This window comes from Paenibacillus sp. TCA20, assembly GCF_000732325.1.
Lineage (GTDB): Bacteria > Bacillota > Bacilli > Paenibacillales > Paenibacillaceae > Paenibacillus > Paenibacillus urinalis.
The window spans coordinates 1-25413 of sequence record NZ_BBIW01000005.1; the positions used below are offsets into that span (position 1 = coordinate 1).

23 protein-coding genes are annotated in these 25413 nt (G+C 43.7%); 20 read left to right on the forward strand and 3 right to left on the reverse strand.

The genetic code is table 11. The features are described 5' to 3' along the window. Window positions 1-1107 precede the first annotated feature (1107 nt). Window positions 1108-2598, reverse strand: coding sequence for a glycoside hydrolase family 43 protein (locus TCA2_RS10960; protein WP_047911670.1), 1491 nt, complete (start codon window positions 2596-2598; stop codon window positions 1108-1110). A gap of 290 nt (window positions 2599-2888) precedes the next feature. Here TCA2_RS10960 and TCA2_RS10965 point away from each other — a divergent pair, with 290 nt between their 5' ends. The 11 genes from TCA2_RS10965 to TCA2_RS11015 all read left to right on the forward strand — a co-directional run bounded on the left by TCA2_RS10965 (window position 2889) and on the right by TCA2_RS11015 (window position 16283). Next, window positions 2889-3602 (forward strand): hypothetical protein, encoded by a 714-nt coding sequence (locus TCA2_RS10965; protein WP_047911671.1) that lies wholly within the window; start codon window positions 2889-2891, stop codon window positions 3600-3602. Window positions 3603-3651: 49 nt separating this feature from the next. Next, window positions 3652-5058: a PQQ-binding-like beta-propeller repeat protein gene (locus TCA2_RS10970; protein WP_238546352.1), complete on the forward strand. Its 1407-nt coding sequence runs from the start codon at window positions 3652-3654 to the stop codon at window positions 5056-5058. A 203-nt stretch (window positions 5059-5261) separates the two neighbouring features. Next, on the forward strand, window positions 5262-7646 hold the full coding sequence (locus TCA2_RS10975; RefSeq protein WP_047911673.1) for an AraC family transcriptional regulator: 2385 nt from the start codon (window positions 5262-5264) through the stop codon (window positions 7644-7646). 232 nt (window positions 7647-7878) lie between these two features. Further along, complete coding sequence (locus TCA2_RS10980; protein ID WP_047911674.1) at window positions 7879-8805, forward strand: sugar ABC transporter permease; 927 nt, start codon at window positions 7879-7881, stop codon at window positions 8803-8805. A gap of 33 nt (window positions 8806-8838) precedes the next feature. Next, on the forward strand, window positions 8839-9714 hold the full coding sequence (locus TCA2_RS10985) for a carbohydrate ABC transporter permease (RefSeq protein WP_047911675.1): 876 nt from the start codon (window positions 8839-8841) through the stop codon (window positions 9712-9714). Window positions 9715-9776: 62 nt separating this feature from the next. After that, entirely contained in the window at window positions 9777-11273 is a 1497-nt protein-coding gene (locus TCA2_RS10990; RefSeq protein ID WP_047911676.1) for an extracellular solute-binding protein, read from the forward strand. Window positions 11274-11440: 167 nt separating this feature from the next. Beyond that, window positions 11441-12484, forward strand: a complete 1044-nt coding sequence (locus TCA2_RS10995) for a DUF1835 domain-containing protein (RefSeq protein ID WP_047911677.1) — start codon at window positions 11441-11443, stop codon at window positions 12482-12484. Between the two features lie 29 nt (window positions 12485-12513). After that, window positions 12514-12954, forward strand: coding sequence for a hypothetical protein (locus TCA2_RS11000; RefSeq protein ID WP_047911678.1), 441 nt, complete (start codon window positions 12514-12516; stop codon window positions 12952-12954). A 79-nt stretch (window positions 12955-13033) separates the two neighbouring features. Continuing rightward, window positions 13034-13921, forward strand: coding sequence for a TIGR01777 family oxidoreductase (locus TCA2_RS11005; protein ID WP_047911679.1), 888 nt, complete (start codon window positions 13034-13036; stop codon window positions 13919-13921). Between the two features lie 128 nt (window positions 13922-14049). Then, window positions 14050-15507, forward strand: coding sequence for a diguanylate cyclase domain-containing protein (locus TCA2_RS11010; protein ID WP_238546353.1), 1458 nt, complete (start codon window positions 14050-14052; stop codon window positions 15505-15507). A 140-nt stretch (window positions 15508-15647) separates the two neighbouring features. After that, entirely contained in the window at window positions 15648-16283 is a 636-nt protein-coding gene (locus TCA2_RS11015) for a nitroreductase family protein (protein ID WP_047911681.1), read from the forward strand. Window positions 16284-16434: 151 nt separating this feature from the next. Here TCA2_RS11015 and TCA2_RS11020 read toward each other — a convergent pair whose 3' ends face one another. Next, on the reverse strand, window positions 16435-16956 hold the full coding sequence (locus TCA2_RS11020) for a hypothetical protein (protein WP_047911682.1): 522 nt from the start codon (window positions 16954-16956) through the stop codon (window positions 16435-16437). A 69-nt stretch (window positions 16957-17025) separates the two neighbouring features. Next, entirely contained in the window at window positions 17026-17883 is an 858-nt protein-coding gene (locus TCA2_RS11025; RefSeq protein WP_047911683.1) for an AAA family ATPase, read from the reverse strand. A gap of 215 nt (window positions 17884-18098) precedes the next feature. Here TCA2_RS11025 and TCA2_RS11030 point away from each other — a divergent pair, with 215 nt between their 5' ends. The 9 genes from TCA2_RS11030 to TCA2_RS11070 all read left to right on the forward strand — a co-directional run bounded on the left by TCA2_RS11030 (window position 18099) and on the right by TCA2_RS11070 (window position 25215). Beyond that, window positions 18099-18305, forward strand: a complete 207-nt coding sequence (locus TCA2_RS11030) for a helix-turn-helix transcriptional regulator (protein WP_047911684.1) — start codon at window positions 18099-18101, stop codon at window positions 18303-18305. Further along, complete coding sequence (locus TCA2_RS11035) at window positions 18305-18745, forward strand: hypothetical protein (protein ID WP_047911685.1); 441 nt, start codon at window positions 18305-18307, stop codon at window positions 18743-18745. The genes TCA2_RS11030 and TCA2_RS11035 overlap by 1 nt, the downstream gene beginning before the upstream one ends. A 32-nt stretch (window positions 18746-18777) precedes the next feature. Next, window positions 18778-19275: an AAA family ATPase gene (locus TCA2_RS11040; RefSeq protein WP_047911686.1), complete on the forward strand. Its 498-nt coding sequence runs from the start codon at window positions 18778-18780 to the stop codon at window positions 19273-19275. Between the two features lie 342 nt (window positions 19276-19617). After that, complete coding sequence (locus TCA2_RS11045; RefSeq protein ID WP_047911687.1) at window positions 19618-20556, forward strand: tyrosine-type recombinase/integrase; 939 nt, start codon at window positions 19618-19620, stop codon at window positions 20554-20556. A gap of 191 nt (window positions 20557-20747) precedes the next feature. Then, window positions 20748-21377, forward strand: a complete 630-nt coding sequence (locus TCA2_RS11050; RefSeq protein ID WP_047911688.1) for a TrkA C-terminal domain-containing protein — start codon at window positions 20748-20750, stop codon at window positions 21375-21377. A 189-nt stretch (window positions 21378-21566) separates the two neighbouring features. After that, on the forward strand, window positions 21567-22043 hold the full coding sequence (locus TCA2_RS11055) for an SRPBCC family protein (protein ID WP_047911689.1): 477 nt from the start codon (window positions 21567-21569) through the stop codon (window positions 22041-22043). 423 nt (window positions 22044-22466) lie between these two features. Next, the gene (locus TCA2_RS11060; protein WP_047911690.1) at window positions 22467-23597 is read left to right on the forward strand and encodes an ABC transporter ATP-binding protein; all 1131 of its coding nucleotides are present in this window, start codon (window positions 22467-22469) and stop codon (window positions 23595-23597) included. Continuing rightward, a complete protein-coding gene (locus TCA2_RS11065; RefSeq protein ID WP_047911691.1) occupies window positions 23594-24250 on the forward strand; it encodes an ABC transporter permease in 657 nt (218 codons plus the stop codon). Before TCA2_RS11060 ends, TCA2_RS11065 begins: the two co-directional genes overlap by 4 nt. A 44-nt stretch (window positions 24251-24294) precedes the next feature. After that, window positions 24295-25215, forward strand: coding sequence for a glycine betaine ABC transporter substrate-binding protein (locus TCA2_RS11070; protein WP_047911692.1), 921 nt, complete (start codon window positions 24295-24297; stop codon window positions 25213-25215). Window positions 25216-25413: the final 198 nt, after the last annotated feature.

Sequence of the window (25413 nt, forward strand, 5' to 3'; positions counted from 1 at the left end):
AAAGCACTAACCTCGTTAAATCGTGAGGTTAGTGCTTTATTGTGTTATTTCATAAATCTGGAGCTATCCAGCCTCGATTAAAGAATAGTCAACCTAATCAAGATTAAGATCTTTTATGCTTGTTATGATCTTTGTGGTGACAACGATGTTTACATACGACAAGTGCTTTTTCACCTGGTTTCAAAACGACAACTTTTATTTTTTTCTTTTAAGAAACTCTTTAACCATTTCGTTCATATTTTTCACCTCCCACTTTGACAGAAGGAGTCACATTTTTATTTTCAAATTAAGACCATTTAAAAGCTTTAACAATAATTACAAGCAATATAAACAATACTAGAATGACACCGAGGGTTTTGGAAGAACCATTATCATAGGAAGTTCCTTGAACAGAATTAGTCATCACTTGCACCTCCCATCCTGCATCATATTTTCAATTTATGCACCGTTCTATCGATATGATTAAACTATCATCTACTTTTTATAGAATTGTACACATTTACTAGACCTTCTCAGAACTGCACAGCAAATTATCGGAGATGTAAATGAGGGGGAAAAAAACGCATAAAACGTAACCATTATCATGATGACGATTTCGATTTCAACAAGGAGCCTTCAGAAGATGAGGGCTCTTTTTCCGCTGTTCACCATGTATGATTCATAATGACTACATTTATGGTAGAATGTTACATAAAAAGGAGCTTGTCATTATGAGTAAAATAAAATGATCAATTGGTTTGCTCTAGGAGATACCGATTATAAATATCTGATTTCATTAGTATTTTATGCCGGACTAGCTATCGCGCTATATTACTCTTATATTTTCGGAAAGGCCGTATCCGTCTTATTTCCAACTACGATCACGGAGTCAACTGGATTTCACATTTATTCGAGTGTAGAAGCCCCAAATTACGTACTTGGTATGATAGGGGGAATCTTGTTTTTCTTCGTGTGTATGATCATTTGGAAGCTATTGTGTGAATTACTTCTGCTCGTCTTTGAAAGCTTACGAATATACATAGATAGTAAGAAAATGAAGGAACATTCGGAATAACACGCAAAAAAGGACAGTTGCACTTATGCAGCCGCCCCTTTTTTAACGTAAGCTTACTCGTATTTACAACGGAATTTCGTGAACTCAGCAGATGCATCTTTACCACAAGCATATAAACCAATGACTACACCCGTAAATCCTCCAGCGACCTCTGAGGATAGGTATTTCGTTTGGGCTGTTCCTAGCGGGATTTGTTGATCTCCTTGCTGAAGGAAGAAACTATAGCGTTCATGGACAGCTTCAACGATAAGTGTGGCGTGATTGCTGTCTGGCAGAGGTATCGTCGTTTGAATCGCTTTGATATCCCCAATGTTAAGACGCTCAATCACCTCATAGCCTTGTTCACACTGACGGATTGCCAGATCGTAACGGTGGTTCTCATCCATATAGAGTGTGATGCCAGCTTCACCGTTTGTAACGGCAACCTCACAAGAAATGGTTGCATTAAAATCTCTTTGTCTTATGCCTATAAAGGTAGGTGATTCAGCTTGATCTAGTGTAACTTCAGTCCCTTTGAGCGTCATTTTATCCGTTCCGAGTTCATAATTCTCGAAGTGTGGGTGACGAAGATAGGACCAGTCCAGGCTCCATTCCGTATTCTCGAAGGTATACTCTTTCTTCTCATTCTGCACAACATGCTCCGGGATCCGGTTAGTCTCAAAGCTAGTTAATGTCGTCCCGTTATGTCCTGCTGTAAACCATCCATCCTCACCGAAAGTAACCGGCGTCAGGAAGACTTCTCGTCCCAAGTGGTGGTAAGGGATCCATTTGCCAATCTGGCGGAAGCCCAGGTGGAAGAGCCACCAGTTTCCCTCCTGATTCTGAATCAAATCACCATGACCAACGGCCTGAACTTCATAACCACCCAAATTACGATTCGTCAGAACCGGATTATGCGCGTAGGGTTCAAAAGGACCGTGAAGTGAAGAAGAGCGGGCATAGGTCTCCATATGACCAAATTCCGTTCCACCTTCAGCGGCTAATAAATAGTACCAGTCATTAATTTTGTACATATGCGGGCTTTCAAGAAAACGCCCCCCTGTACCTTTCCAAATAGGGAGGCTAGGAGATAATTTGCGGCCTGTTTCGATATCAATCTCACATTGAAGAATAACACCTGTACCGTCGTCGTCGCTTCCATTGCTCATGAAGTAGGCTTTGCCGTCTTCAAAGTACAGATCCGGGTCGATACCACCTTGATCAATATAGATCGGATCAGACCACTCCCCATAAATATCATCTGTCCAGACATAAAAATTCTGATGGGTCGTATCGTTTGTGGTAGTCATATAGAAGCGGCCATTGTTATGTCGTATGGTAGGGGCAAAAACGCCGCCTGAGCTGTTCACCTTATCCAGCATGACTTGGCTTTTTCTAGTGAGTACATGTCCGATCTGCTTCCAATTGATCAGGTCCTTACTCTCAAAGAGCGGAACACCGGGAAAAAACTGAAATGAACTGGTAACAAGATAGTAGGTATCATCTACTTTACAGACACTCGGGTCAGGGTAGAAGCCTTTGATAACCGGGTTGTTATATTTCATAAGTCACCTCAAGTATGTATAAATATAGTGGATTTAGAAAGCGTTAACGAAACCGTTTTAGTAAATCGATTTCATTATAGCATCCATGGTTTGATTCGGGCAATGGACTAACTTGCGAAACCCATCTAATTTTTATAGATTTTCAATCAACTTCAATCAACTTCAATCATCTGCTCCTTTTAATAGATACGTATGGAAGGATTTGGGTTTGATATATTGAATTATGAATACGTGGAATCCTCCGTCGTTACAGTAACATCTGAAAATATAAGTCTAAGGTGGAGATCAGAATGACACAGCAAACGAAACGCAGCCGTATGATGATATTCACAATTCTAGCCGTCATTCTACTCTCTGCAGCCATCTTTTATGCAGCCATCTTTGTGATTGAAAGGCCGGGCGGTATCGCTGATCGCCTATTATCAGAGGCAGTTGGCATGAATGATGATTTTTTGAAAATTCCAATCGGCAAGACACCGGAAGAGGCAGTTGAACAATTTAGAGGTGGCAGTTCATCTCCGTATGTCATACATCAAGAGCCTGTGGACGAAGGGATGCTGCTATTCAAGACAAGCACGAGACAAGATAGCGAGAATTTACAGGTCGAATATGTCCGAAAAACCCGGCTCGGCTGGAAATGGGTATGGGGAGGTGGTTTCTCAAACAGCGAAGCTTCTGATAAACCTTCTGCTGTCCATTATATGATTTTGCCTGAACTTAAGGGCGTTTCGACTCCGTTTCCAATGTTATTCGGATACCTTTTTGATCCCTCTGTTGTAAGAATAACGGTTGAGACGATAAAAGACGGAAGGTATGAGGCGAAGCAAATTGAAGCGGGACCTGATGAGCGCATATGGTTCGTGTTTCTTCCTTCATCAGCAGACATGCCTTATGAGATTAAGGGCTACGACGAATCCGGAGAACAGATTGCTAGCAAGATAGTAGATGATCCAAACGACAGCGGCATTTTCAATCTTGGCACAACGGCTTTATCTGCTCCATGATGAGGGCAAATGTAATCTAGTCACGATATTAGAGGTTTGGGGAGGATAAATGATGGTTAGCTCTAACAAAAATGATAGGACCATAAAATATAAAAAGAAGCGGATCAGGAGAGTAATTGCATTTATAACCGCTGGCGTACTGACTATTCATGGTGCAAATATCCTGCCAACTTCTATCATTAGTGCAGAAAAGGCAGATGTTTCTGTACGCACCTGGTATTCCGGTTCTACAATTAAAGTCCCTGAATTGAAACCAGCCTGGACACTCCAAGTTGATGGTGGTCTGGAGCAGAGCCAGGGTACAGGAGTTCAGGCCATCGCTGAAGAGGGTAAAGTGTTTGCATTTTCCGGCAATAAGCTGATCGCACTTGACGCACAAACGGGTAAACGGCTATGGAGTTACGGTAACGGAAGACATTTGAATCGACTCATCACGTATGATCAAGGGATCCTATATGGGATGACAACGGATAAGAAGCCTTATGCTCTCCATGCAAAGACGGGTAAATTAAAATGGCAGGCACAGTCATCCACTTATGTTGATGCATGGGAACGGACGGAAGCGTTAATCCCCACTTCCGATACATTATATGCGATCAATGGCAGTACCACCTTTGCATTTGATAAATTATCAGGCAAACTCAAGTGGAAGGTGGATGAAGAGAAGGCCGAAGGAAACGGTACTGCTTATTTCGAAGAAGCCGATGGCGTGGTGCTTAGAACCTTCTTAGTTCAAGGAGCACTCACATCCATTCAACTAAATGCATACGACAAGAAGACGGGAAAAGAGCTGTGGGAAGATTTTGGCCAAGGTGAAGCACTCAAGATCCAAGACGGACTCGTGTATTCGATAGACTATTACTCACCGATGCTGACGGATTATCAGTCTCTGCCCGATCGCAAGGTGATCGTAAATGCGTTTAACCTGAAGACCGGTGTGAAGAAGGGAAGCCGGGAGTACATGTGGAAGCTGGCTGGTGAACCACCGTATAGTTACTATTCGGGAGATGCATACCTTGCAGGGGACAAGCTGTACATTGAGCAAGGCGATAAGGTCGCAGTATACAATTTTAACAGCTACAAGGCTGGAGAGGACCCGCTCCGCAGATTACAGCGTCCTGATGGAGACAGCTTGGACATGCTCGGAGTTGTGCAGGAAAGACTCCTATTCAAGGATGCTTCAGGGAATTTAGCCGGCGTTAAGCTGGCGAACGGTCAGAGGATTGGATGGTATGGGGACGCGCCTGTGGCTCATATTGATGTGTACGGGAATGAAATCTATATGGCACAGCGTAACGGAACCCTGCTCGGTATTCATATGATGACAACTAAACCCGTCTTCCGAGTCAAAACAGGGGCTGATCTGCATGAGGCGACCCTCAAGACAAACGGAATGATTATTATACAGGCAGAAGGCAGGCTGATGGGAGTAAAGGTGCCCGCAACTATGCAGTAACGGAATTGACAGTTCGTTGTATGAATTAGCACTACTGCTTATGCAGTGGTGCTTTTTTAGTTCAAAAATCAGTTCATTTGTTGCGTCATAAGAGGTTTTTCCACCAATTTATGGAATATATTGCTCATCTGCTGGCTGTAAATTCCAGGAACAGTCACATTTAGGGTGAATATATTATGAGCTTAAAGGGAGGAGCCAAGTTTATGCCTACTTATATGATGCATCTGCTGCGTTTCAGCTTGCTTCTAGGACTGATTCCGGTCCTGACAATGGGCTTCTTATCTTATTACATTGCCGCTGGTGATGTCGAACAGAAGGTATTAGCCAGCAACACGCAGCTGCTTCGGCAAAACGAACAGCAGATTGATGACATGCTGAAAGGACTAGAGCGCTCTACACTGCAGCTAGCGAACTCCCCCCTGATGAAGCAAGCGTTACAAGAGAATTGGACACCCACTCATTTTCAGGAAATTCGAGAGATGTCTTCGGCTTTGTCTAATTTGCAAACCCCAGTCATGACCTCGGAGGCTTATTTTATCCATCTCGGGAATGGTACGGTCACAGGATTGGATCGCTTTCAGAGCCTGGATCAATTCAAGGATAGAGACTTAATCATGAAATATGCTTCCCATGACAGCAGCCTGTTCATGGATACATCGAGCAGCGGAATCTATACAACGTGGGTCCAAAAAATCCCCCTGTTCCCTATGCGTACGGGTCCAAAAGGTCTTATCGTCGTGAAGATGCCTAAAAAGCACATGGCAGAACGTTTATCGAGGGCATCAGAGCTGGGATCACCATATATTATCGATGCCGAAGGAAGGCTAATCCTTGGCTCCATCCCGGACTCCTGGCAAAATGAGCTGGATTCAGCGGTCAACACGGAGGTGCTCAGCAGTCTAAAAAACTCTGAAATGAAAAAGCAAACTGCAGCCCATTCATTTCGGACCAAAGTGGACGGCGGTCAATATAACGTAACCTATCTTCATTCGGCTTCTTACGGATGGACTCATGTGTCTGTCTCCTCTATTGAGGCCATAACCAAGCAAACACAGCATATCGCGTGGATTACAGCCATGGTGAGTGGCATCGTTTTAGTTGTTATTATTGTTACCGCTTACATTTGGAGCCGGCGCATGTACAAGCCGATTCATCGCTTGCTCGAATACTCGCGCCAGACGGATATCGAGCCCGATCAGAATGCCCAGCGTGCTGGTTCGAATGAACTCCACTATATAGAACAAAGCATTCGCAGACTCTCTTCCTCAAGAACAGAGCTTCAAGCACAGCTGTCTACGCATACAGAGCATATGAGTGAATCACTGATGCTGATGCTGCTATCTAATCGAATACAGGCGGATGAATTTGTGAAGCGATCTTCCAGATGTGATTTCCCGAAGTCTTGGCAAGCCTTATCGGTGATGAAGATACAGATTGATACCTTCCATTTAAGCAAGTATGAGGAGCATAATCTGGAGCTGCTGCTGTATGCCATAAATAATATGGTAGAAGAGCTAATCAGTCCGGCTTATAGATTTGCTCCGGTTATTCTGGAACATGCTCAAGTAACGCTGCTTATAGAGCCGCCCTCTGGAGCTGAGGAAGCGCAAGGGGAGGAACTATTCTATCAAATGGCGGTGAAATTGAAGGAACAGATCGAGAGTTACTTGCAGCTGCAAATCAGTATTGGTCTGAGCCGCTCCTTCCTCGATCTGTCTGCTGCTCCTGAAGCTTATCTGGAATCCGCCTCTGCCCTAAGGCAGCGGATGGTACCGGATGCGGGCCGAATTATACGTTACACTCCACATCGAACAGACCATTCAGACAGCAGAACCCCATATGCCAAGCTGCGGGAGATTGAAGAACATATTCTGTATTCACTGAGAAAAAGAGAGCAGGATCAGCTCTCGCTGGCAATGGACCTCTATCTGAACGAAATTACCGAAAATCGGGCCTTTCAACCGGAGCTCAATATCCTTCTCATTAAATTGGCCATGCGAATTATTGAAACAGCACAGACACAAGAGCTGAAATTACAGCTTGGCGGCACCTTAAGCGGAGAGAAGCTGCTGTCCAAGCTGACCAAGCTGAATACAAAGGAGGATATCCGTTATTGGTTCGAGCAGCAGCTGTTCCTGCCTATTATTCGTGCAATGGAACGGCAGGCGGAGGAACAGCAGGTAAGGATTGCGAGCCGTATGCTGGAAATGATTCATACCAGATTTGATCAGGACATCACGCTGGAATCGTGTGCTGCTGAATTGAATTACCATCCTTTTTATTTGAGCAGAGTATTTAAGAAAGATGTCGGCATGCCATTCAGTGAATATTTAACTTCCTATCGGATGAGCCAGGCAAAGCTGCTGCTGGAGAGCACGAGTCTGCTCGTGTCCGACATCGGACGCAGGCTGAAGTATGGCAATACGAGTGCCTTCATACGAACCTTTCGCAAATGGGCAGGAATGACGCCAGGGCAATATCGGGAGCAGTATGAACGAAGCACAGAGCGGCCGAAGCCGGAGCCAGAACTGAAGCGGGAACTGGAACTGAAGCGGGAGCGAGAGCCCAAGTTAGAACCTGAACGTTAGCGATGAGCTTCGGGTCCGCATTGACTATACCTTATATCCTGCATACCGAAGGTTATGTGGAAGTTATTGGACACTAGCGAGTTGAATTCTACAACAACGGAATGAAAGGTTATGAAATGATCATTTCCTGTCATCGTGTTGATCTGTATAATTATCCCTAATCTAATGCAGAAGGGGGAGGAAGATCATCAAGTACCGGTCAGAATTAGCGGATGCCAAGCCGGATGCGGTCATGATGAGAATGCGAAAAGAGGGATCATTGTCCATAGCAGGTCTACTACGAGATAAATGGCTGTATGTCATGCTTATACCTGGTATCCTATATTTTCTTATTTTCAAATACGTACCGATGTATGGTTTGATTATGGCGTTTCAGGATTTCAAACCGCATCTTGGGTTTTTCGGCAGTCCATGGGTAGGCGTGAAGCATTTCGAACGATTGTTCAGTGATCCGCAGTTTCTTATCTTGTTCCGCAACACGTTTCTGCTCGCTTTTTACAATTTGGTATTCTTCTTCCCGGCGCCGATCATTCTTGCTTTGATGCTGAATGAGATCCGGCGGGAAGGCTTTAAACGATTTATACAAACGCTCATCTATATTCCGCACTTTGTATCGTGGGTCGTTGTGGTAGGGATATGCTATATTTTGCTGACGACGGAGAACGGAATTCTTAATGAGCTCATCTATCAGCTGACGGGTCAAAAAATTGCCTTCCTGCTGGATGCAGAATGGTTCAGAACGGTTATTGTCTCTCAGCAAATATGGAAGGAAGTGGGCTGGGGAACGATTATCTTCCTTGCGGCACTAACGGGTGTCGATATGCAGCTATATGAGGCCGCACGGATGGATGGAGCAGGCAGATGGCGTCAGATATGGCACATAACTCTGCCTGCGATTCGGAGCACCATCATTATTCTGTTAATTCTTCGGCTTGGCAGTTTTTTGGATACCGGATTCGAACAGATCTTCCTTATGCTGGCCCCTACGAACCGGGATGTCGGCGAAGTGTTCGATACATTCGTCTATACCAAAGGGCTTCTCCAGGGGCAGTACAGCTATAGCGCAGCGGTAGGCATGTTCAAGTCCGTGGTGGCTCTCGTGCTGGTCGTCTCAGCCAATTGGATGGCCAAAAGGTTCGGAGAAGAAGGCGTTTATTAAAGGAGGGAATATAAGAGAAGGGGGTGTTCTCACATGGTTCAGGATAAAACTGCAGCGAGTCGTATGTTTGATGTGATTAATTATATCTTGCTTACAATAGCCGCTCTGGCAGCCGTGCTGCCCTTTATCTATGTCATTGCTGTCTCGTTTACAGCGCCGCAGGAAGTGGCTAAGGGGGGACTGATTCTTTTTCCGAAGGAGTGGTCACTGTCTGCGTACCAGTATATTTTCTCAACCAATACGCTGATCCGCAGTTTAAGTGTCACGATCTATGTCACCATTGTCGGTACGCTATTTAATCTCGTGTTCACTTGTCTGGTGGCTTATCCGCTCTCCAGACCTCGGCTTCAAGGACGTAGATATATTATGCTCGGCGTGCTGTTCACGATGCTGTTCAGCGGGGGGATGATTCCGACTTATTTTGTTGTACAGAACCTGCATTTAACCAACTCACTATGGTCGCTCATCATTCCGAGTGCTATCAGCGCATTTAACCTGATTGTACTTAAAAATTTCTTTCAGCAGATTCCGAGCGAGCTGGAGGACTGCTCCAAGATCGATGGATGTACGGATATCGGCGTTTTCTTCCGGATTGTGCTGCCGCTCTCGGGTCCCGCCATTGCTACATTTGCACTATTCTATGCTGTGGATCATTGGAACACTTTCTTCAGTGCGGTCCTGTATATCAACGATAATACCAAATGGCCCATCCAGGTGTACCTGCGTGAGATCGTCATCCTAGCTCAGAGCAGTATCGGGGATTCTACCGCGTTCGAGGATCTGGATATTCAGCCGCTCACGATTCGCATGGCGGTCGTTGTGTTCGCTACCATGCCGATTTTGCTCGTTTATCCGTTTTTACAGAAGCATTTTGTAAAAGGAGTTATGCTTGGTTCGGTTAAAGGCTGATATGTGCTGAGTCGCCTCAATGAATATGTATCTTAAAATGAATAGATAAGGGGAGATAACTTTTGAAAAAAGTTAAGCGCTTACTTGGAGGAGCTTGTGTAGTGTCGCTGTCCACCACCTTATTACTTGCAGGATGCGGTACTTCTGATGATGGCAGTGCAGCTGTTGATGGAGACGGTCCGTTTCCCATCAGTATGGCGATTGTCCAGGTGGGGGAAATTCCAGAGAGCGGTGATGTAGAGAAGGCGATTGAGGAATATACGAATACGGACCTTAGTATTCAGTGGGTTCCGTCCTCTGCTTATGATGAGAAGGTCAGTGTCATGATTGCTTCCAATGAAATGCCCATGATTATGAAGCTGAATTACGTACCCATTGTAATAAGTGCACTGCAATCCGGTCTTTTTTGGGAGCTGGGACCTTATATTGACGATTATCCAAATCTGAAGGCACAAGACCCGAATCATTATAACAACATTTCTGTAGAAGGAAAAATATACGGCATTCCGCTATTCCGTGACATGGGACGTGCTTCTTATAACTACCGCAGCGATTGGCTCGAGACCTTGGGTATGGAACTGCCGGACAATCTGGATGAGTGGTATGAGCTGCAGAAGGCGATGGTACAGAAGGACCCGGATGGCAACGGTAAGGAGGACACCTATGGATTTGTGCTCGACAAAGGCTACAATACGGGACATTCTGCGGTAACGACACGTCTTGCGGTTAGTATCGGTGGGGTAAATAAATGGGGGCTTGTCGATGGTAAAATTACACCTGAGTTCATGACTACGCAGTATGTGGATGTGCTTAATATGTTTAGACAGATGTATGCCGAAGGCTTGATTAATCAGGATTTTGCCGTGATGGACGGTACGGAAACAGGAAAGCTGTTCGATTCAGGCCGTGCCGGTCTTGGAAATGCAGTCGCCCAAGCTCTGAAGAGTCAGTATGAGCGGCTTACTGCAACCGACCCAAGCTATGTCGTAGATAATGCGGCATGGACAGGATCCGAAGGCATAAGACTTGCTGGTGAGCCAGGGCATAATGGATTCTTGGCCATTCCGAAGCAGGCGGTGAAGTCAGAGGAAGAGCTGAAGCGAGTGCTTGAATTTATGAATGCACTGCTGGATGAGCCGTCTTCGACACTGCTGATGAGAGGCGTCAAGGATGTGCATTATAAGGAAACGGACGATGGCCGGACGGAGTTTATTGATTTTGCCCTGTTCCAGCAGCAGGTGAAGCCATATCGCGACAATCTGCTCAATATCGAGGGCTATCATGTGAAGCCGCTGAAGGATACGCCTCAAGGAGAAAAAGGGACTGCGATGGCGAAGGAGAACGCCAAATATGTGGTTCCGAACATCAGTCTGAATCTGACATCCGCAACCTATATGGAAAGAGGCAATGAGCTTGAACTCTTAATCAGTGATGCCCAAACGAAATACATTATGGGACAGATTGACGAAGCCGGCTGGCAGGCAGAAGTCGATAAATGGCTAAAAGCAGGCGGATCACAGGTTATTGAGGAGTTCCAAGCATCTTATGATGCAAAATAAGAGAATTAACGAGCGAGAAGGGATTGCTGTGGCAATCTCTTCTATTTTGTTTCAGATGCTTTTCTACAACAAGTGGGGGGGCTTATTTCTAACGATAACGATACTTTTTCTACTAAAGCGCGTTTATAATAGATAGGCAAATGTGTAAAAAAAGGGGGAAACGCCAGATGCCTGATCTCGATCAATTAAAACGGACCGTTGAGCAGATGAACGAATCCGAACTCAGGACCCTGATGCTTCACTTCATGATTTATATGCAGATGGCACAAGAGCAAGACATCTTGAAGGAACAATTGTATGATCGAATGCTGAACATTTATGAGGCGGTTTTGAATACTCAAAACCAGCAGCTAGCTCATAAACAGAGCTGGATGCCGGATGAGAACACGAAAAATATACATATCGTATTAGGAGTATCTGCTGCTGGTAGTGTGAGGCAGATGATTCAAGAGAATGGTTCCCACGGAACCGATCGAATAATCCTTTTTCATGATGTGTTCTCTATAGGGCCGATATGGCGGCTTCATGAAGAACAAGGAAGAGAGGAGAGAAGAGCCTGGTTTCGTCAGCATCTGGATCCAAAATTTGAGGATGTCAGGGACGGGGGTTATCGTTCTATTGAATCCCTACCTGAAGATGCCGCGATATATATTTGGTGCAGCAATAATGCACATGAGCAGACTGGAATGCGATATGTGAGCTGGTTATTAAAGGATCGCTCTAACAATCTATATATACTGGATGCTCCAGCCGCGAATGAACAGAAGGAAGATCAGCCGGGTGTATTACATTTCTATTCCCATACGGGAGAGATCTCATCAAAGGAATTATCGCGAGTGTATCGTGATCCAACCAAGCATGTCTTGGTAACAGACGAACAAAGGCGATGTTATGAACAAGAATGGCTTTCTTTGTCGGAGAGCTCAAATCTGCTCCGCATATGGGCATTTGGTGAGCTGCTCTCTGCAGAGGTGACCTATTTTGATGATTTTATATTGGAGAAGGTTCGTATACTTGAAAAGGATAAGCCCAATGGGGAGTTCTTGAAGGCTGCTAGAGTCATTGGCGAAGTGATCGGACATTCCGGACAGTATACAGGCGATGCGTTCATTGAATACCGACTAAGAGAGCTGATCTATGGCGGCAAATTAGAGATACAAGGTGTACCCAGAGCAATGAGATATTACAGTGTACGCAGCAAGGGAACATAAACATATGACAACAAGAGGAATGACAGCAGATGAAAATAGTGGACCTTTATACGTCGGAAGTGAATGTGGATACCATCGCATTCTCCATCTTTTTTATAGTCTTTGTAATGGGGAACGCAATCGTCGTATCCAAACTGATTAAGTTATCAGAGCAATATGTATCAAGGCTTCGGTATATCATCGGCCTTATTCTATTATATGCAGGAGGAGCGGCAGGGTTCGAGCTCGTCATGAAATACCTGCCTAGGATAGGGCAAGCGGTGCCAGGTCCTGGAGCAGGAATGATCCTGATCGGTATTGGGATCGCTGTAATCCTGACAGCGGTATTTATCATTGTTGCGAAATATGTATACCGGTTTAACAAGCTGCTTAATCCTACGGTGTTATTTATTGCAGTCCAGCCCGTGCTGTTTCTCCTGTTTCTAGCAATGTTTGTGGTGTCGGACAAACTGAGTCTACTGCCTCTTTGAATCATCGGGATTGGCTTGAACTTTTGAACTTATGAGTGAATCTATTTCATAATTTATCATAGAGAAAATAGGTGAGCGTATGAAGAAGGTCGTACTTGCAGGAGGGACCGGGTTTATCGGTCAGTATTTTCAACAAAGCTTTGAGCAGCTGGGATATTATGTGTTCATCATCTCTAGACAGCAAGGTCATATTTCTTGGGAAGATCGTACCGGAATCGGCCATGCCCTGGATGGTGCCGAACTGTTAATAAATCTGGCTGGTAAATCGGTAAACTGCAGATACAATGACTCAAATAAGAAAGAGATTACAGAGTCACGTACGCGTACAACTCGGATTCTTGGAGAGGCTGTACTCCAATGCAGCAAGCCCCCGGCCCTGTGGATTAACGCAAGTACGGCAACGATCTACCGTCATGCTGAAGACAAACCGATGACGGAACAATCAGGTGAGCTCGGCACGGGATTCTCTGTCGAGGTGGCTAAGGCATGGGAGGAAGCGTTCTTTAGCTATGAACTGCCTCATACTAGGCAGGCTGCTCTTCGTATTGCTATTGTGCTCGGACCGGGCGGAGGTGTATTGACACCTTATATTTATTTGACGCGATTTGGGCTAGGGGGCAAGCAGGGGCCAGGTAATCAGAAATTCAGCTTCATCCATGTCGAGGATCTGTTCCGCATAGTGCAGTATATACAGAGCCGTGAAGATCTTATAGGCGTATTTAATGCGTCGGCTCCGTACCCTGTGACCAATCGTGAACTAATGCACGAGATGAGGAAGACACTAGGTGTCCCTGTAGGGATTCCAACGCCCAAGTGGATGCTGGAGATGGGTGCTATTGTTATTCGAACGGAGACAGAGTTGGTACTGAAGAGCAGGTGGGTTGTACCAGAACGGATACTCGAAGAAGGCTTTGAATTTAAATATCCAACGATACAATCGACCTTGAAGGCGGTATTGGACATCTAATAATTTAACATACGTGATAGGATTATCTAACAATGAACGAACGATTTATGGATTTTCTAACAATATTGCTTCCTACTTATTTTTTCTTATATATGGCGATTACCTTAATTCATCGTAACAAGAGGAGTATGTTGAACCGAATAGCTGCCTGTCTGATGCTTGCTTTTCTGTTTTATTTTCTGGGGGAATACGTCAAGACGTCCTTGCTTCCAGAGTATCAGATGCAGATTGTTCTATATGGAAGTGCGCCCATGCTTCTGTTTGTCATCTGCTTCTTAGTACATTTGTGTATTCTGATGGGCGGATCTGCGACACAGCATTTGAAGCGGCGGTTACCAATCATCTATGCCGCTCCCTTTACCTTGTGGCTTATTTTTCTCATGACGATGGATCATAAGCAATTATATAACGTCGATATAACTGATGGAAGAAGTCCGTTGGATCCGTTATTTTTGCTGATGACTCTCTTATTTGTAGCCGGATATATTCTGCTGTCTGCGGTGATATTGTCTGTAACCTGGTATAGAACGAAGGAACAGAAAGTAAAAAAAGCATCCCGCTCCTTACTTCTCGGTTTGTTCTCGCTGTTCGCTTGGTTCGTACTGGTGACATTAATGCTGCAATCCATGTTAATAAACACAAGATACTCCATGATTTTGTATTTTGTAGGTTATCTCATGTGGGCGGTTGTATTAAGACATCAGATAGGCAAGTACCATATCATGCCGGATTATCGCAAATTGTTTCATATTCTCTTCAAGTCAGCTCCTACAGCCATTATGCTGCTGGATCGTCAGGGGATCGTAAGAGAGCTTAATCCTAAGGCAAAACGTTGGTTTGAAGGAATTAAAGCCGAGGAGATTCCCCAGCATATAGAGTTCAATAATGGGATCAGGCTTCCAGAAGTACTGGCTTCCTTAGATCAGCAGCGTGAAGGAACAACCCACTGGGAGATGAGAGTGGATAGTGATCGAATGGATCATGTTGATCTCATCATGAATCTGGATTTGGTGGAGGGGTTGAATGAAGAGCTCTTCGTAATGCATTTGACGGACGTTACCTCTCTCAAGAATACAGAGCGTAAACTGCTGGAATCAGAACAAGAATATAAGCATCTTGCACTTCACGATTCATTAACGGATCTATATAACAGAGCAGCAATGGAGGAATACCTTGAGCGAAAAATAGCACAACACGATATGTTCGCTCTCGTATTAATTGATCTGGATAATTTTAAGCCGGTTAATGACACGTACGGTCATCTCATAGGTGATCTGTATCTCAAGCATATTGCTCGCATCTTTAAGGACATGTCTGGTCCAAATGATCTGGCAGCTCGAATGGGTGGAGATGAGTTTGTACTAATAATCAGCTGTGCTGAGGTGTCTGAAGCGGAAGTGGATGAATTCATTAATCAGCGTCTGTCCTTGCTATCTATGCATTCATTTCGTAACGAGAATACGGAAATTCCAATTACGTATTCCTCGGGTGTCAGTATATATCCGAGTGATGCATCCAATGTAACTCAATTGCTGAAGATTGCAGATGAAGCGATGTATAAGGCAAAGCGAACGGGCAGAGCTTGATTCACGGAGTTCTAGCATTATAAATAATATATAGAGACGATATGGGTTCAAATAAGTTGACAAAAATTTAATTTTGCATTATATTATTTTCGTTTCAATTCGTAATTATAATAATTACAGATATTAGGGAGGCATACAAAATGACCCAAGATATACAAACTGATTTCTTCACGTTAATTCGCGAACGCCAGTCCATTCGCAGCTATGATCCGAGTGTTACGATCTCGGAGGAAGAACTAACAGCCATTCTTGAAGATGCCGTGCTTGCACCTTCTTCTTCCAACCTGCAGCCATGGCGCTTCATTGTCGTTAATGATCCTGCTGTCAAAGAGACACTCAAGCCGATCGCAAATAACCAGCAACAAGTCGTGGATTCCGCAGCGACAATTATTGTGTTAGGCGACAAAGAAGCTTATAAACGGGCAGATGAGATCTATGATCGTTCTGTAGAGCTGGGCATGCCTCAGGAAGCTCGGGATGCTTACGTACCAAGAATGCTAGAATATTACCGTACGATGTCAGAAGAAATAGCTCGGAGTACAGCTGAGATTGACGGAGGTCTGGTGTCCATGCAGCTGATGCTGGCTGCGAAGGCAAGAGGTTACGATAGTGTACCGATGGGTGGCTTCTCACATGAAAGACTCATCGAAGAGTTTAACATTCCATCCAACCTGATTCCGGTCATGCTTATTTCAATCGGTAAAGCAGCGAAGCCTGGATTGCCTAAATCTCGTCTTCCGCTGGATCGCGTAACGTATTGGAATGCTTTGACGTAAGAATAATAGTTGCTTTTATCCCGGGTGAGGGTAAACGCCAGTTCATAACAGCAGTGACTAATTGTCGCTGCTGTTTTTTCTGCTGTATGAATTCCATAGATCCGGCCGGGTTCTCTTGGTGAGGTGTGTGCCAAGCTATCGCATTAGTTCATTATTGAAAATTGTCGGACATTTTAATGCTAAGCGCTCGGGTCATGTTCTCCACCTTGGTTCTGCCATCCTCAAAATAATAGGAATACAGAACGATATCCCCGTCTGATTTGATCATCCGCTCAAACTGATCTTCACTCATTGACAATTCCATGTTCTCCTCAAGCCATTCATTTTTAGTCAACACGGTAGGTATAGCAATACTCTCAGAGGAACTCGGTGGAAGAATAGATTCGCCGTCTATTTGCAGATCAATTCGGTGTATATCAAAGCCATGCATGATCTCTATCTTAGATTCGCTGCCCACATATCGGAGACCAGCTTGAAATCGCAGCAATTGAGCCGTTTGTTCATTCACTGAATTTGTTTTCAGTCTTATCTGATAATCATCAATTCTTTTGATTGCGGTAACCGATTCCTCCGTCTTAATGATCTCATCCGGTGTGTAATCGACGTTGGAAGAGCAAGCAGACAGCAGCATGAGGATGAATAATAAAGTGAGACCAGTTATAGATAATCGCATTTTCGACCTCCAAAGGGTTGTCATATAAGAACTGACGCAGGGGAGTGGAGGATTGTTCCATTTATCTGATTAATTGAAGGCATTCTCATTCTTTTTGAAGAATTTATAGTATGTGCGAACATGATCTAATTCGGTCCAGTGTCTCACCTTCACAGGATTTTCATCCAGGTTATAGATCTTCGCCTCCTTTAGGGATAGCAGGAATGGAGAATGTGTGGAGATAATAAACTGACAGCCAAAGAAACGAGCAGAATCTTCAATGAATTTCATAAGATCCAGCTGACGTTGTGGAGAGAGACTATTCTCTGGCTCATCCAGAATATAAAGTCCATTTTCTCCGATTTTTTCAGTGAAATAGCGGAAGGCACTTTCCCCATTAGAATATTCCCTCACATTATCCATCAAAGTGCTTCGTACATATCGGGACTGTGTTTTACTTCTGGCTGCATTCACTTTCTTCAACTGCTCGTAATCTTCCATAGATCTCATCTGAAATTGCGAATATTTCGCATCCAAATATTCATCGAACAATTCTTCCCGCTTATGATCAATCCCCTCGTTAAGATTTCGGATATTCAACATGAAGTCAAATACATCATCACTAGTAATAATCCTGCTATGTTCTGGAATGTCTGCTCTCGTATGCATCTCGCACATACGCACATAATCAGGATAAAAATTAGATTTATTATAGATGGAATCACGTTGGATTCCCGTTTTCTCTGCAATCACGTTGAGTGCAGTGGATTTCCCTGAACCATTCCCGCCATATAATATTGTCACCGGCTCAAAATCAATGACCTGTAAGCCATTTTTGGACAGGATTTTGAAGGGATAAAACGAGTCATAGCACGTTCTCTTTATATTCATGAAAAAGTCAAATTCCATGTCATCATTCGGAAATGAAAAAGTATGTAAATAAATCATCCTTCTCCTCCTTAAACAGTATCAATACTAAACTACTTGTTCCCGAGAGAAATGTCCAGAAGTGATCAGATTTAGTAATGAAAATCCATGGATTAAATATGATTAGCAGATTAAATGCAAAGTATGCTTGACATAAAATGCAAAGTAAACTATTCTAAATATGCAAAGTAAACTATTCTAAATATGCAAAGTAAACATTGCAAGGAAGTGGTCAATTGAAGACAAGAATTGCTGAACTGCGTAAGCAACATAAGCTGTCGCAAGAGGAACTAGGGCTCATTGTAGGCGTTACCCGACAAACCATTACCTCACTTGAGACGGGAAAATATACGGCTTCCCTTGTTCTTGCCTACAAAATTGCCCAATATTTTGGACTTACCATTGAAGAAGTGTTTGATTTCAGCGAAGTGGAGGAAATGTAATGGAGAAGTATAAGATTCAAGTAACAACCCGCAAGAACGCTCTATTATTAATTGCTGCTGCCATGTTATTGATCTATGCAGGACTTGTGTTTTATCGAGGGGGTCTGCCCGAATTACCCAGTTTTATTAAAGGGTTTCATACAGGAGCTTTTATCGGTGTTGAATTATGCATTGTTTTTTTCCTCGTCAAGTATAGAAAAGCCAGCAAAAATGAAGCAGAGCTGAAGAAGCTGTATATCGAAGAGAACGACGAGCGGAATGCAGTGATTCTTCAGAGTGCCAGCTCACTCAGCATGGTCATCATTCTTGTAGGTCTTGGGATGGCCTCTGTTATCGCCGGTTTCTTCAACACGATGATATTTTATACCTTAATGGCTGCTTTATTTTTTGTTTTGATTGTGTTCTTTGTATTGTGGATCTATTTTGCAAAGAAGATCTAACAGCTTAAATAGGATGAATCGAGGTTGAACCAATGGAGAGTAAATTACCTTTATTTATCGTAACGGGAGCAAGCGGTTCTGGGAAATCCTATGTAATTCAGGATCTGCGGAGATTAATGCCTGACTTTGATATTTTTGACCCTGATCATCTTGTTGATTTTGTTGGGCACGATTGGGAGAAGATCCGAAATATTTGGCTGAGAGTTGCCCGAAACATCGCGGAGAGTGGACGTATGACGATTATATGCGGAACCATGATGCCATGGGATATTGAGAAATGTGCAGACTATTCTTTTTTCAAGCATGTATATTATCTCAACCTACATTGTAATGAAGAAACTCGCGAGAAACGTCTACGTGAAAGAAATTGGTCTGAGGAAGAGATTCAGAATCATCTTAACTTTGCAGAACGATTGCTTGAGATTGCTGGCGAGGCTTATAATCCACCCATGCCTACAATTGATACTACGGAAACGAATGTAACCGAAGTGGCTTCACAAATAAAAGGGTGGGTTGAGCAATACGTCTGAATGATACGAAAGAACAAAGCCATAGGGAGATTTAATATGTGAGCTGAAATAATCTATAGGTCATCCTAAATAACTTTAGAAGCAGCTGGTCAAGTTGACAGCTGTTTTTTGTAGGAATCAGAATTACATTAATTAATTGTCGAAGGGTAGGTGAGCAGGGAGATAGCAGTTTAATATTCATTGCAACTAACAACTATATTACGACATTATATTCCGCTTTCTTTCCGTAAAAAAACTGCGTATAATATAAATTATACGCAGTTTTTGATTTAATCTATTTTTATATCTACACTCGATCACTTGGTCAGTTTAATAGCAGCTAAGAAAGTGGTGAAGACGCGCATGATGACAGATTACATACAGGAAACTTATGCTGAGGAGCTCGAGGCTTTCGACATCTGGTTGAAGGATGCGGGCTATACAGGTTATACCGTGAAATCTTACAAGAGTGATGTATCTGAATTTTTAGACACGCTGGATGGGAAACCGATCGATCGGGTAAAACGGCTTCAGGTGCTGTCCTTCTTATCCAAGGCACGTGACCGGGGCATCAGCGATGCGACGAGGAATCGGAAGCATGCAGCCGTGAATTGTTTTTTCAAAGCTCTAATTGAGCTTGAGCTCCTTACCGTTAATCCGGCGGCCGGAATTAAGAAATCCAAGACAGAGAAGAATAGAGTCCCTGTATTTATGGATGAACAGCATCTATCACGTTTCATGGCGTCGGTAGAAGGGAAATACCGGGAACGGAATATGGCGATCTTTTTGCTAATGGGCTATATGGGACTGCGAGTAGGTGAGGTGCATTTGCTCAACTTAGGTGATTACAACGCCGATAGAAAAACGCTGAGTGTATTCGGCAAAGGTCGTAAGTGGAGGCTGCTCCCTGTACCTGATGCTGTGGGTGAAGTATTGAAGGAGGTAATGAATAAACGGATTGAGCCTCGAAAGTCGAAGGAGGATGCCTTGTTCGTATCCCAGCAGGGGAGAAGGCTGTCCATTCGTACGATACAGTTAATTGCTTCCGAAGCGTTTGAGCGTTTTCAGCAAGATGTACCTCCTGCGCAGCACGTATCATACTCAAGTCATAAGCTCAGGCACTCCTTTGCTACAATGATGCTTCGTAAAGGCGCAGACTTGCGTACAGTGCAGGAATTGCTTGGTCATTCGTCGATTCAGACGACAACCGTTTACACTCACGTAACGAATCGGGAGAAGGAGCAGGCGATGGCGATGCTGGATATTGTCGTCCCTGATTATATTCATGTTGGAGAAGATTAAAGATCTAGTATTCGTAATAAATATTATGTAAACAAACTTCTAATTAAATATAGACGATAACATTTTAAGTAATTCATAACGCATTGCTATGATTGATATCCCTTAATGAATCAGATAAAATATAGAAATCCATTTACAAGTGAAGCATTCAACCATAATTGACCGTGTAGGATAAGGGGACGACAGTAACAATGCAGGAAAAGGCCGGATATAAATCCATTGCTCTAGATATTGCCCAAAGGATCGTAAGCGGAGAATTCCCCCGTCATAGCAAGATTTCCGGGCGTTCTCTACTGGCTGGGCAATACCATGTATCTCCAGAGACCATCCGCAAAGCGATTGGCTTACTCAAGGAAGAAAATATCGTTTCTGTATCTCAGGGCAAGGAGATCATCGTTTTGTCAGAGCAGCTGGCTCATGAATATATTACGAAACATAATTATTTGAAATCAGCCTATTCGCTAAAGCAAGACCTGGAGTCACTGCTTGAAGAGAAGAAGGCGATTGATGAGCGGTTTGAGGAGCTGTTAAACGAAATTATTAAGGCATCGGATCGAATGCAGAATTTGAAGCCTTACCGGCCTGTGGAAATTACGATTAAGGCCAATTCTCATGTGATCGGCAACACGATTGGTAACTTGTTTTTTTGGCAAAATACTGGTGCAACTATCATTGCGCTTCGCAGGGGAACCGAGGTCTCCATCTCGCCTGGACCTCATGTTGTTTTAAGAGAAGATGATGTTATCGTGGCAGTGGGTGACGAGAAAATGTACGATCGGACGGCCCATTTTATCAATCAAAAAATGCAACCGGAACAATAAATATCCTTAAGGATTTGGAGAAAAGTAGATAAGCTGTCAATTAGATCAGGCACATTCACTCATGATGAGAGAAGGTGCCTTTCTCATTTTATTTGGGTAGCTCAACTCTACAATTAATACAAGATAGTTTGACCCTCCATTCTTATGTGATAATTTAAATATAAATAGAATGTATTAGGAGGATTTATTATGGATAATAAGTCAATGAACAGGAGAACAGATACTGCTTCAAGAGTGATTAAGGCATCACCAAAGACTCTATATCAGGCGTTCGTGAACCCGGAAGCACTGGTTACTTGGCTACCACCGAAAGGAATGTCAGGCCGTATTGACGTGTTTGATCCCCGCGTAGGCGGAACATATAGAATCACCCTCACGTATGAAATGGATCACGACCTCCCTGGTAAGACTTCGGATAACACAGACGTATCCCAAGGCAAGTTTTTAGAATTGGTTCCAGAAAAAAGAATTGTGCAATCGGTAAACTTCAGTTCCGAGGACACGGCATTCTCAGGTGAGATGATACAGAAATGGCTGTTTGAAACGATTTCAGAAGGCACGAAGGTTACTATCATTTGTGAAAACGTACCTGAAGGTATACAGAAGGAGGATCACGACATAGGTTTAAGGTCCACACTGGAAAATCTTGCGATCTACACGGAATGACAAACTGTAGGCTTTTTTTATGTCTTTATGAATAGCATCTGTCAGCCTGCTTAACAATCCTTAGTGATTATCTTTTTTTCATAATAAATATTATGTTAACTATAACAGAGAATGTTTTGTTCAACAAAATAATAAACTTACGATGAGTACATGCCAAAACACTTGATAAACCTAAGGGTTTATTCAAGTGTTTTTTTGGTCCAATGAGTGGTTTTATTCAGGAATTTAATAGAAATACAGCTTAATTACCATAAAAATACATACAACTTATCTAGTATATAAAGGTTGTTAGTAAAATATATATCTGTTATAGTAATGTCTAGTCCAAAAGCTTTCTTTTCTATATCTACTCACTAAGCGGAGCAGAGGCAGAAAAGCACGCTTTTCGGTATATGACTTAGCAGGAGGTTAGAGAAGGTATTTATGCTTAAATTTGAACAGGTTAGCAAGAAGTATCCGAATGGTCTAGAAGCAGTCAAGAACATCAGCTTTGAGATCGGCGCAGGAGAAATTCTGGCATTGATTGGACCAAGTGGCTGCGGGAAAACGACGACTATGAAAATGATCAATCGGCTGATTCCGCATACGTCCGGTCGCATCTATGTCAATGGAAAGGATATTACAACAGAAGACCCCGTAACTCTACGCAAAAATATGGGCTACGTCATTCAGCAAGCCGGTTTATTTCCCCATTATACGATTGAAGATAATGTTGGCCTGATTCCTCAATTGAAGAAGTGGAACCCGGAGAAGAAAAAACAGAGGGTTACTGAAATGCTGGAGCTGGTTGGTCTGGACCCTGCAGTATTCGCCAAGCGATATCCCAAACAGCTATCCGGTGGACAGCAGCAGCGGGTCGGTGTCGCAAGAGCCCTTGCGGCAGATCCAGAAATTATTCTGATGGATGAGCCTTTTGGCGCACTTGACCCCATCACTCGGGAGCAGCTTCAGGATGAGCTGCTGAAGCTGCAGCAGAATCTGAAGAAAACGATTGTGTTTGTAACGCACGATATGGAGGAAGCACTCAAGCTGGGCGATAAGATCGCCATTCTAAAGGATGGTGAACTCGTGCAGATCGATACACCGGATCAGATCCTGAGCCAGCCGGCAAATGAATTTGTTGAAGGCTTTATCGGGAAGAATCGGATCTATCAGAATCCGGAATACATTCCGGTAACGAATGTGATGCGGGATAATCCGTCAACCGCTCTGCCGGATCGGACGCCTGCCAAAGCAATTACGATGATGAGACAACGCAAGACAGATACATTGCTAGTGGGTGACAAAGATGGGAAGCTGCTTGGCATTGTGTCTGCCTATGACCTGTCCAATCATATGGACGCAGCTTCGATCGGTGAGGTCATGCATCCGGCTGCGGTCGTACTTGAAGATTCAGGGACCGCAAGAGATGCGCTGGCCATCATTAATGAAGCTCCATATGGAATTATCCCTATTGTTGACGCGAATAGGGTCATTGTTGGAATCGTCACCCGAAGCAGCTTGCTGACTGCCTTTGCTTCTCAATGGGTTGGAGAGAAGGAGGTGCTCGCATGAGAGATCAGTCGTTATTTTCACAGCTGATGTATCAGCTCGAGGCAAGAAGTGAGGATGTGCTGAGTGGGCTGCTCGTACATATACAGCTTGTGGTGATTTCAATGCTGATTGCTGCGGTGGTCGGGATTACCCTCGGTATTATTATTACACGAGTTAAGTTTCTTAAAGGCGTAACGCTTGGTACAGCAGGAATCCTGCAGACCATTCCGAGCCTCGCTATGCTCGGTTTTATGATCCCGTTTTTTGGAATCGGCATGAATACAGCTATTGTTGCTCTATTTCTATATTCTTTGCTGCCGATTATTCGCAACACCTACACAGGTATTACGGATGTAGATCCTGCTGTTATTGAGGCTGCCAGAGGCATGGGCATGACGGATATGCAAATTCTGTTCAGAGTCCAGCTCCCGCTCGCACTTAGTGTCATGATGGCTGGGATAAGAACAGCCACTGTAATTAACGTAGGTACAGCCACTCTTGCGGCTTTTATCGGAGCAGGGGGACTTGGGGAGTTCATCTTCCTTGGTATTCAGCGCAACATCGACGCATTGACACTGCTTGGCGCTATACCGGCGGCATTGCTTGCACTCATCATTGATTATGTATTGGGGCTGGTTGAGAAGGGAACAACGCCAAAGGGTCTGAAGGTTTAACAAGAATAATACACATCGCATATAGAACAGGAGAGAGAAACAAAATGAAGAAATTCAGATTTGGAACAGGAATGGCACTACTGCTTGCTGCCTCTTTAATCTTGGGTGCATGCAGCAATGGATCAGGGGAGTCTGGAGCGTCAGGTGATTCCGCAGGAGAGATCACGATCGGCTCGAAAAATTTCACGGAAAATGTCGTTCTTGCACATATGATTGCACTACTCATTGAAGATCGTACGGATATTACCGTTAAACGTCAATTAAATCTAGGCGGGTCAAATGTGGTCTGGACTGCGCTTGAGAATAACGAAATCCAGCTGTATCCCGAATATACAGGAACCATTGTAGCCAGCTATTATCAGGAAGAGACGGGGACTGCTGAAGAAACGCTGAATAAAACCCGCGAGCTGGTTGAAGCGGATGGACTTAAATTTTTGGAGCCTTATGGCATAAATAATACGTATACACTTGCGGTTACCCAGGAGACTGCCAAAGAACATAATCTGAAGACATTCAGTGATTTGGCAAAAGTGTCCGAAGATATGGTGCTTGGAGTAGAGTTCGAATTCCTCGATCGTGATGACGGGTATCCTGGAATTCAGGAGCTGTATGGTATGAACTTTAAAGAATCAAAAGGGATGGACCACGGGATTATGTATCGCTCCATTGAAGCAGGCGAGACGGATGTAACGAATGCCTATGCAACGGACGCGCAGATTAAGGTGCATAACCTTGTTATTTTGGAGGATGACAAAGAATTCTTCCCTCCATATGACGCTTCCACATTGATTAGACAAGATACGCTTGAACAGTACCCAGAGCTGGAGGGGATACTGAATGAGCTGGAAGGCTTCCTGACGGAGGAGGAAATGCAGAACCTCAATGCCCAAGTGGATGTAGATGCTATGCTTGAGGAAGATGTGGCTCGTGATTTTCTGATCGAGAAAGGTTTAATTGAAGGATAAAATGAAACTTAAGAGGGATTCGCCAATATGGCGGATCTTTTTTTGTGGAAAAAGCCAAATGTTTTACATATTTAATATTATGTTAACTAATCATCATCGTGATTAGGACTGGTCGACAAAATCTTTTATAATACATAGAAGATGCAATTAATATAGCTCAGCATCTTAAAATCGTCATGTAAGACAGAAGGAGGAGTG

Bases quoted from the DNA above. Each gene is read 5' to 3' on its own strand.
- TCA2_RS11055 (WP_047911689.1), top strand. From the start codon at position 21,567: ATGGATAATAAGTCAATGAACAGGAGAACAGATACTGCTTCAAGAGTG.
- TCA2_RS11000 (WP_047911678.1), top strand. From the start codon at position 12,514: ATGAAAATAGTGGACCTTTATACGTCGGAAGTGAATGTGGATACCATC.
- TCA2_RS11050 (WP_047911688.1), top strand. From the start codon at position 20,748: ATGCAGGAAAAGGCCGGATATAAATCCATTGCTCTAGATATTGCCCAA.
- TCA2_RS11020 (WP_047911682.1), bottom strand. From the start codon at position 16,956: ATGCGATTATCTATAACTGGTCTCACTTTATTATTCATCCTCATGCTG.
- TCA2_RS10995 (WP_047911677.1), top strand. From the start codon at position 11,441: ATGCCTGATCTCGATCAATTAAAACGGACCGTTGAGCAGATGAACGAA.
- TCA2_RS11005 (WP_047911679.1), top strand. From the start codon at position 13,034: ATGAAGAAGGTCGTACTTGCAGGAGGGACCGGGTTTATCGGTCAGTAT.
- TCA2_RS10980 (WP_047911674.1), top strand. From the start codon at position 7,879: ATGATGAGAATGCGAAAAGAGGGATCATTGTCCATAGCAGGTCTACTA.
- TCA2_RS10985 (WP_047911675.1), top strand. From the start codon at position 8,839: ATGGTTCAGGATAAAACTGCAGCGAGTCGTATGTTTGATGTGATTAAT.
- TCA2_RS10970 (WP_238546352.1), top strand. From the start codon at position 3,652: ATGATGGTTAGCTCTAACAAAAATGATAGGACCATAAAATATAAAAAG.
- TCA2_RS11025 (WP_047911683.1), bottom strand. From the start codon at position 17,883: ATGATTTATTTACATACTTTTTCATTTCCGAATGATGACATGGAATTT.
- TCA2_RS11010 (WP_238546353.1), top strand. From the start codon at position 14,050: ATGTTGAACCGAATAGCTGCCTGTCTGATGCTTGCTTTTCTGTTTTAT.
- TCA2_RS11040 (WP_047911686.1), top strand. From the start codon at position 18,778: ATGGAGAGTAAATTACCTTTATTTATCGTAACGGGAGCAAGCGGTTCT.
- TCA2_RS10965 (WP_047911671.1), top strand. From the start codon at position 2,889: ATGACACAGCAAACGAAACGCAGCCGTATGATGATATTCACAATTCTA.
- TCA2_RS11070 (WP_047911692.1), top strand. From the start codon at position 24,295: ATGAAGAAATTCAGATTTGGAACAGGAATGGCACTACTGCTTGCTGCC.
- TCA2_RS10960 (WP_047911670.1), bottom strand. From the start codon at position 2,598: ATGAAATATAACAACCCGGTTATCAAAGGCTTCTACCCTGACCCGAGT.
- TCA2_RS11065 (WP_047911691.1), top strand. From the start codon at position 23,594: ATGAGAGATCAGTCGTTATTTTCACAGCTGATGTATCAGCTCGAGGCA.
- TCA2_RS11015 (WP_047911681.1), top strand. From the start codon at position 15,648: ATGACCCAAGATATACAAACTGATTTCTTCACGTTAATTCGCGAACGC.
- TCA2_RS11045 (WP_047911687.1), top strand. From the start codon at position 19,618: ATGATGACAGATTACATACAGGAAACTTATGCTGAGGAGCTCGAGGCT.
- TCA2_RS10975 (WP_047911673.1), top strand. From the start codon at position 5,262: ATGCCTACTTATATGATGCATCTGCTGCGTTTCAGCTTGCTTCTAGGA.
- TCA2_RS11060 (WP_047911690.1), top strand. From the start codon at position 22,467: ATGCTTAAATTTGAACAGGTTAGCAAGAAGTATCCGAATGGTCTAGAA.
- TCA2_RS11035 (WP_047911685.1), top strand. From the start codon at position 18,305: ATGGAGAAGTATAAGATTCAAGTAACAACCCGCAAGAACGCTCTATTA.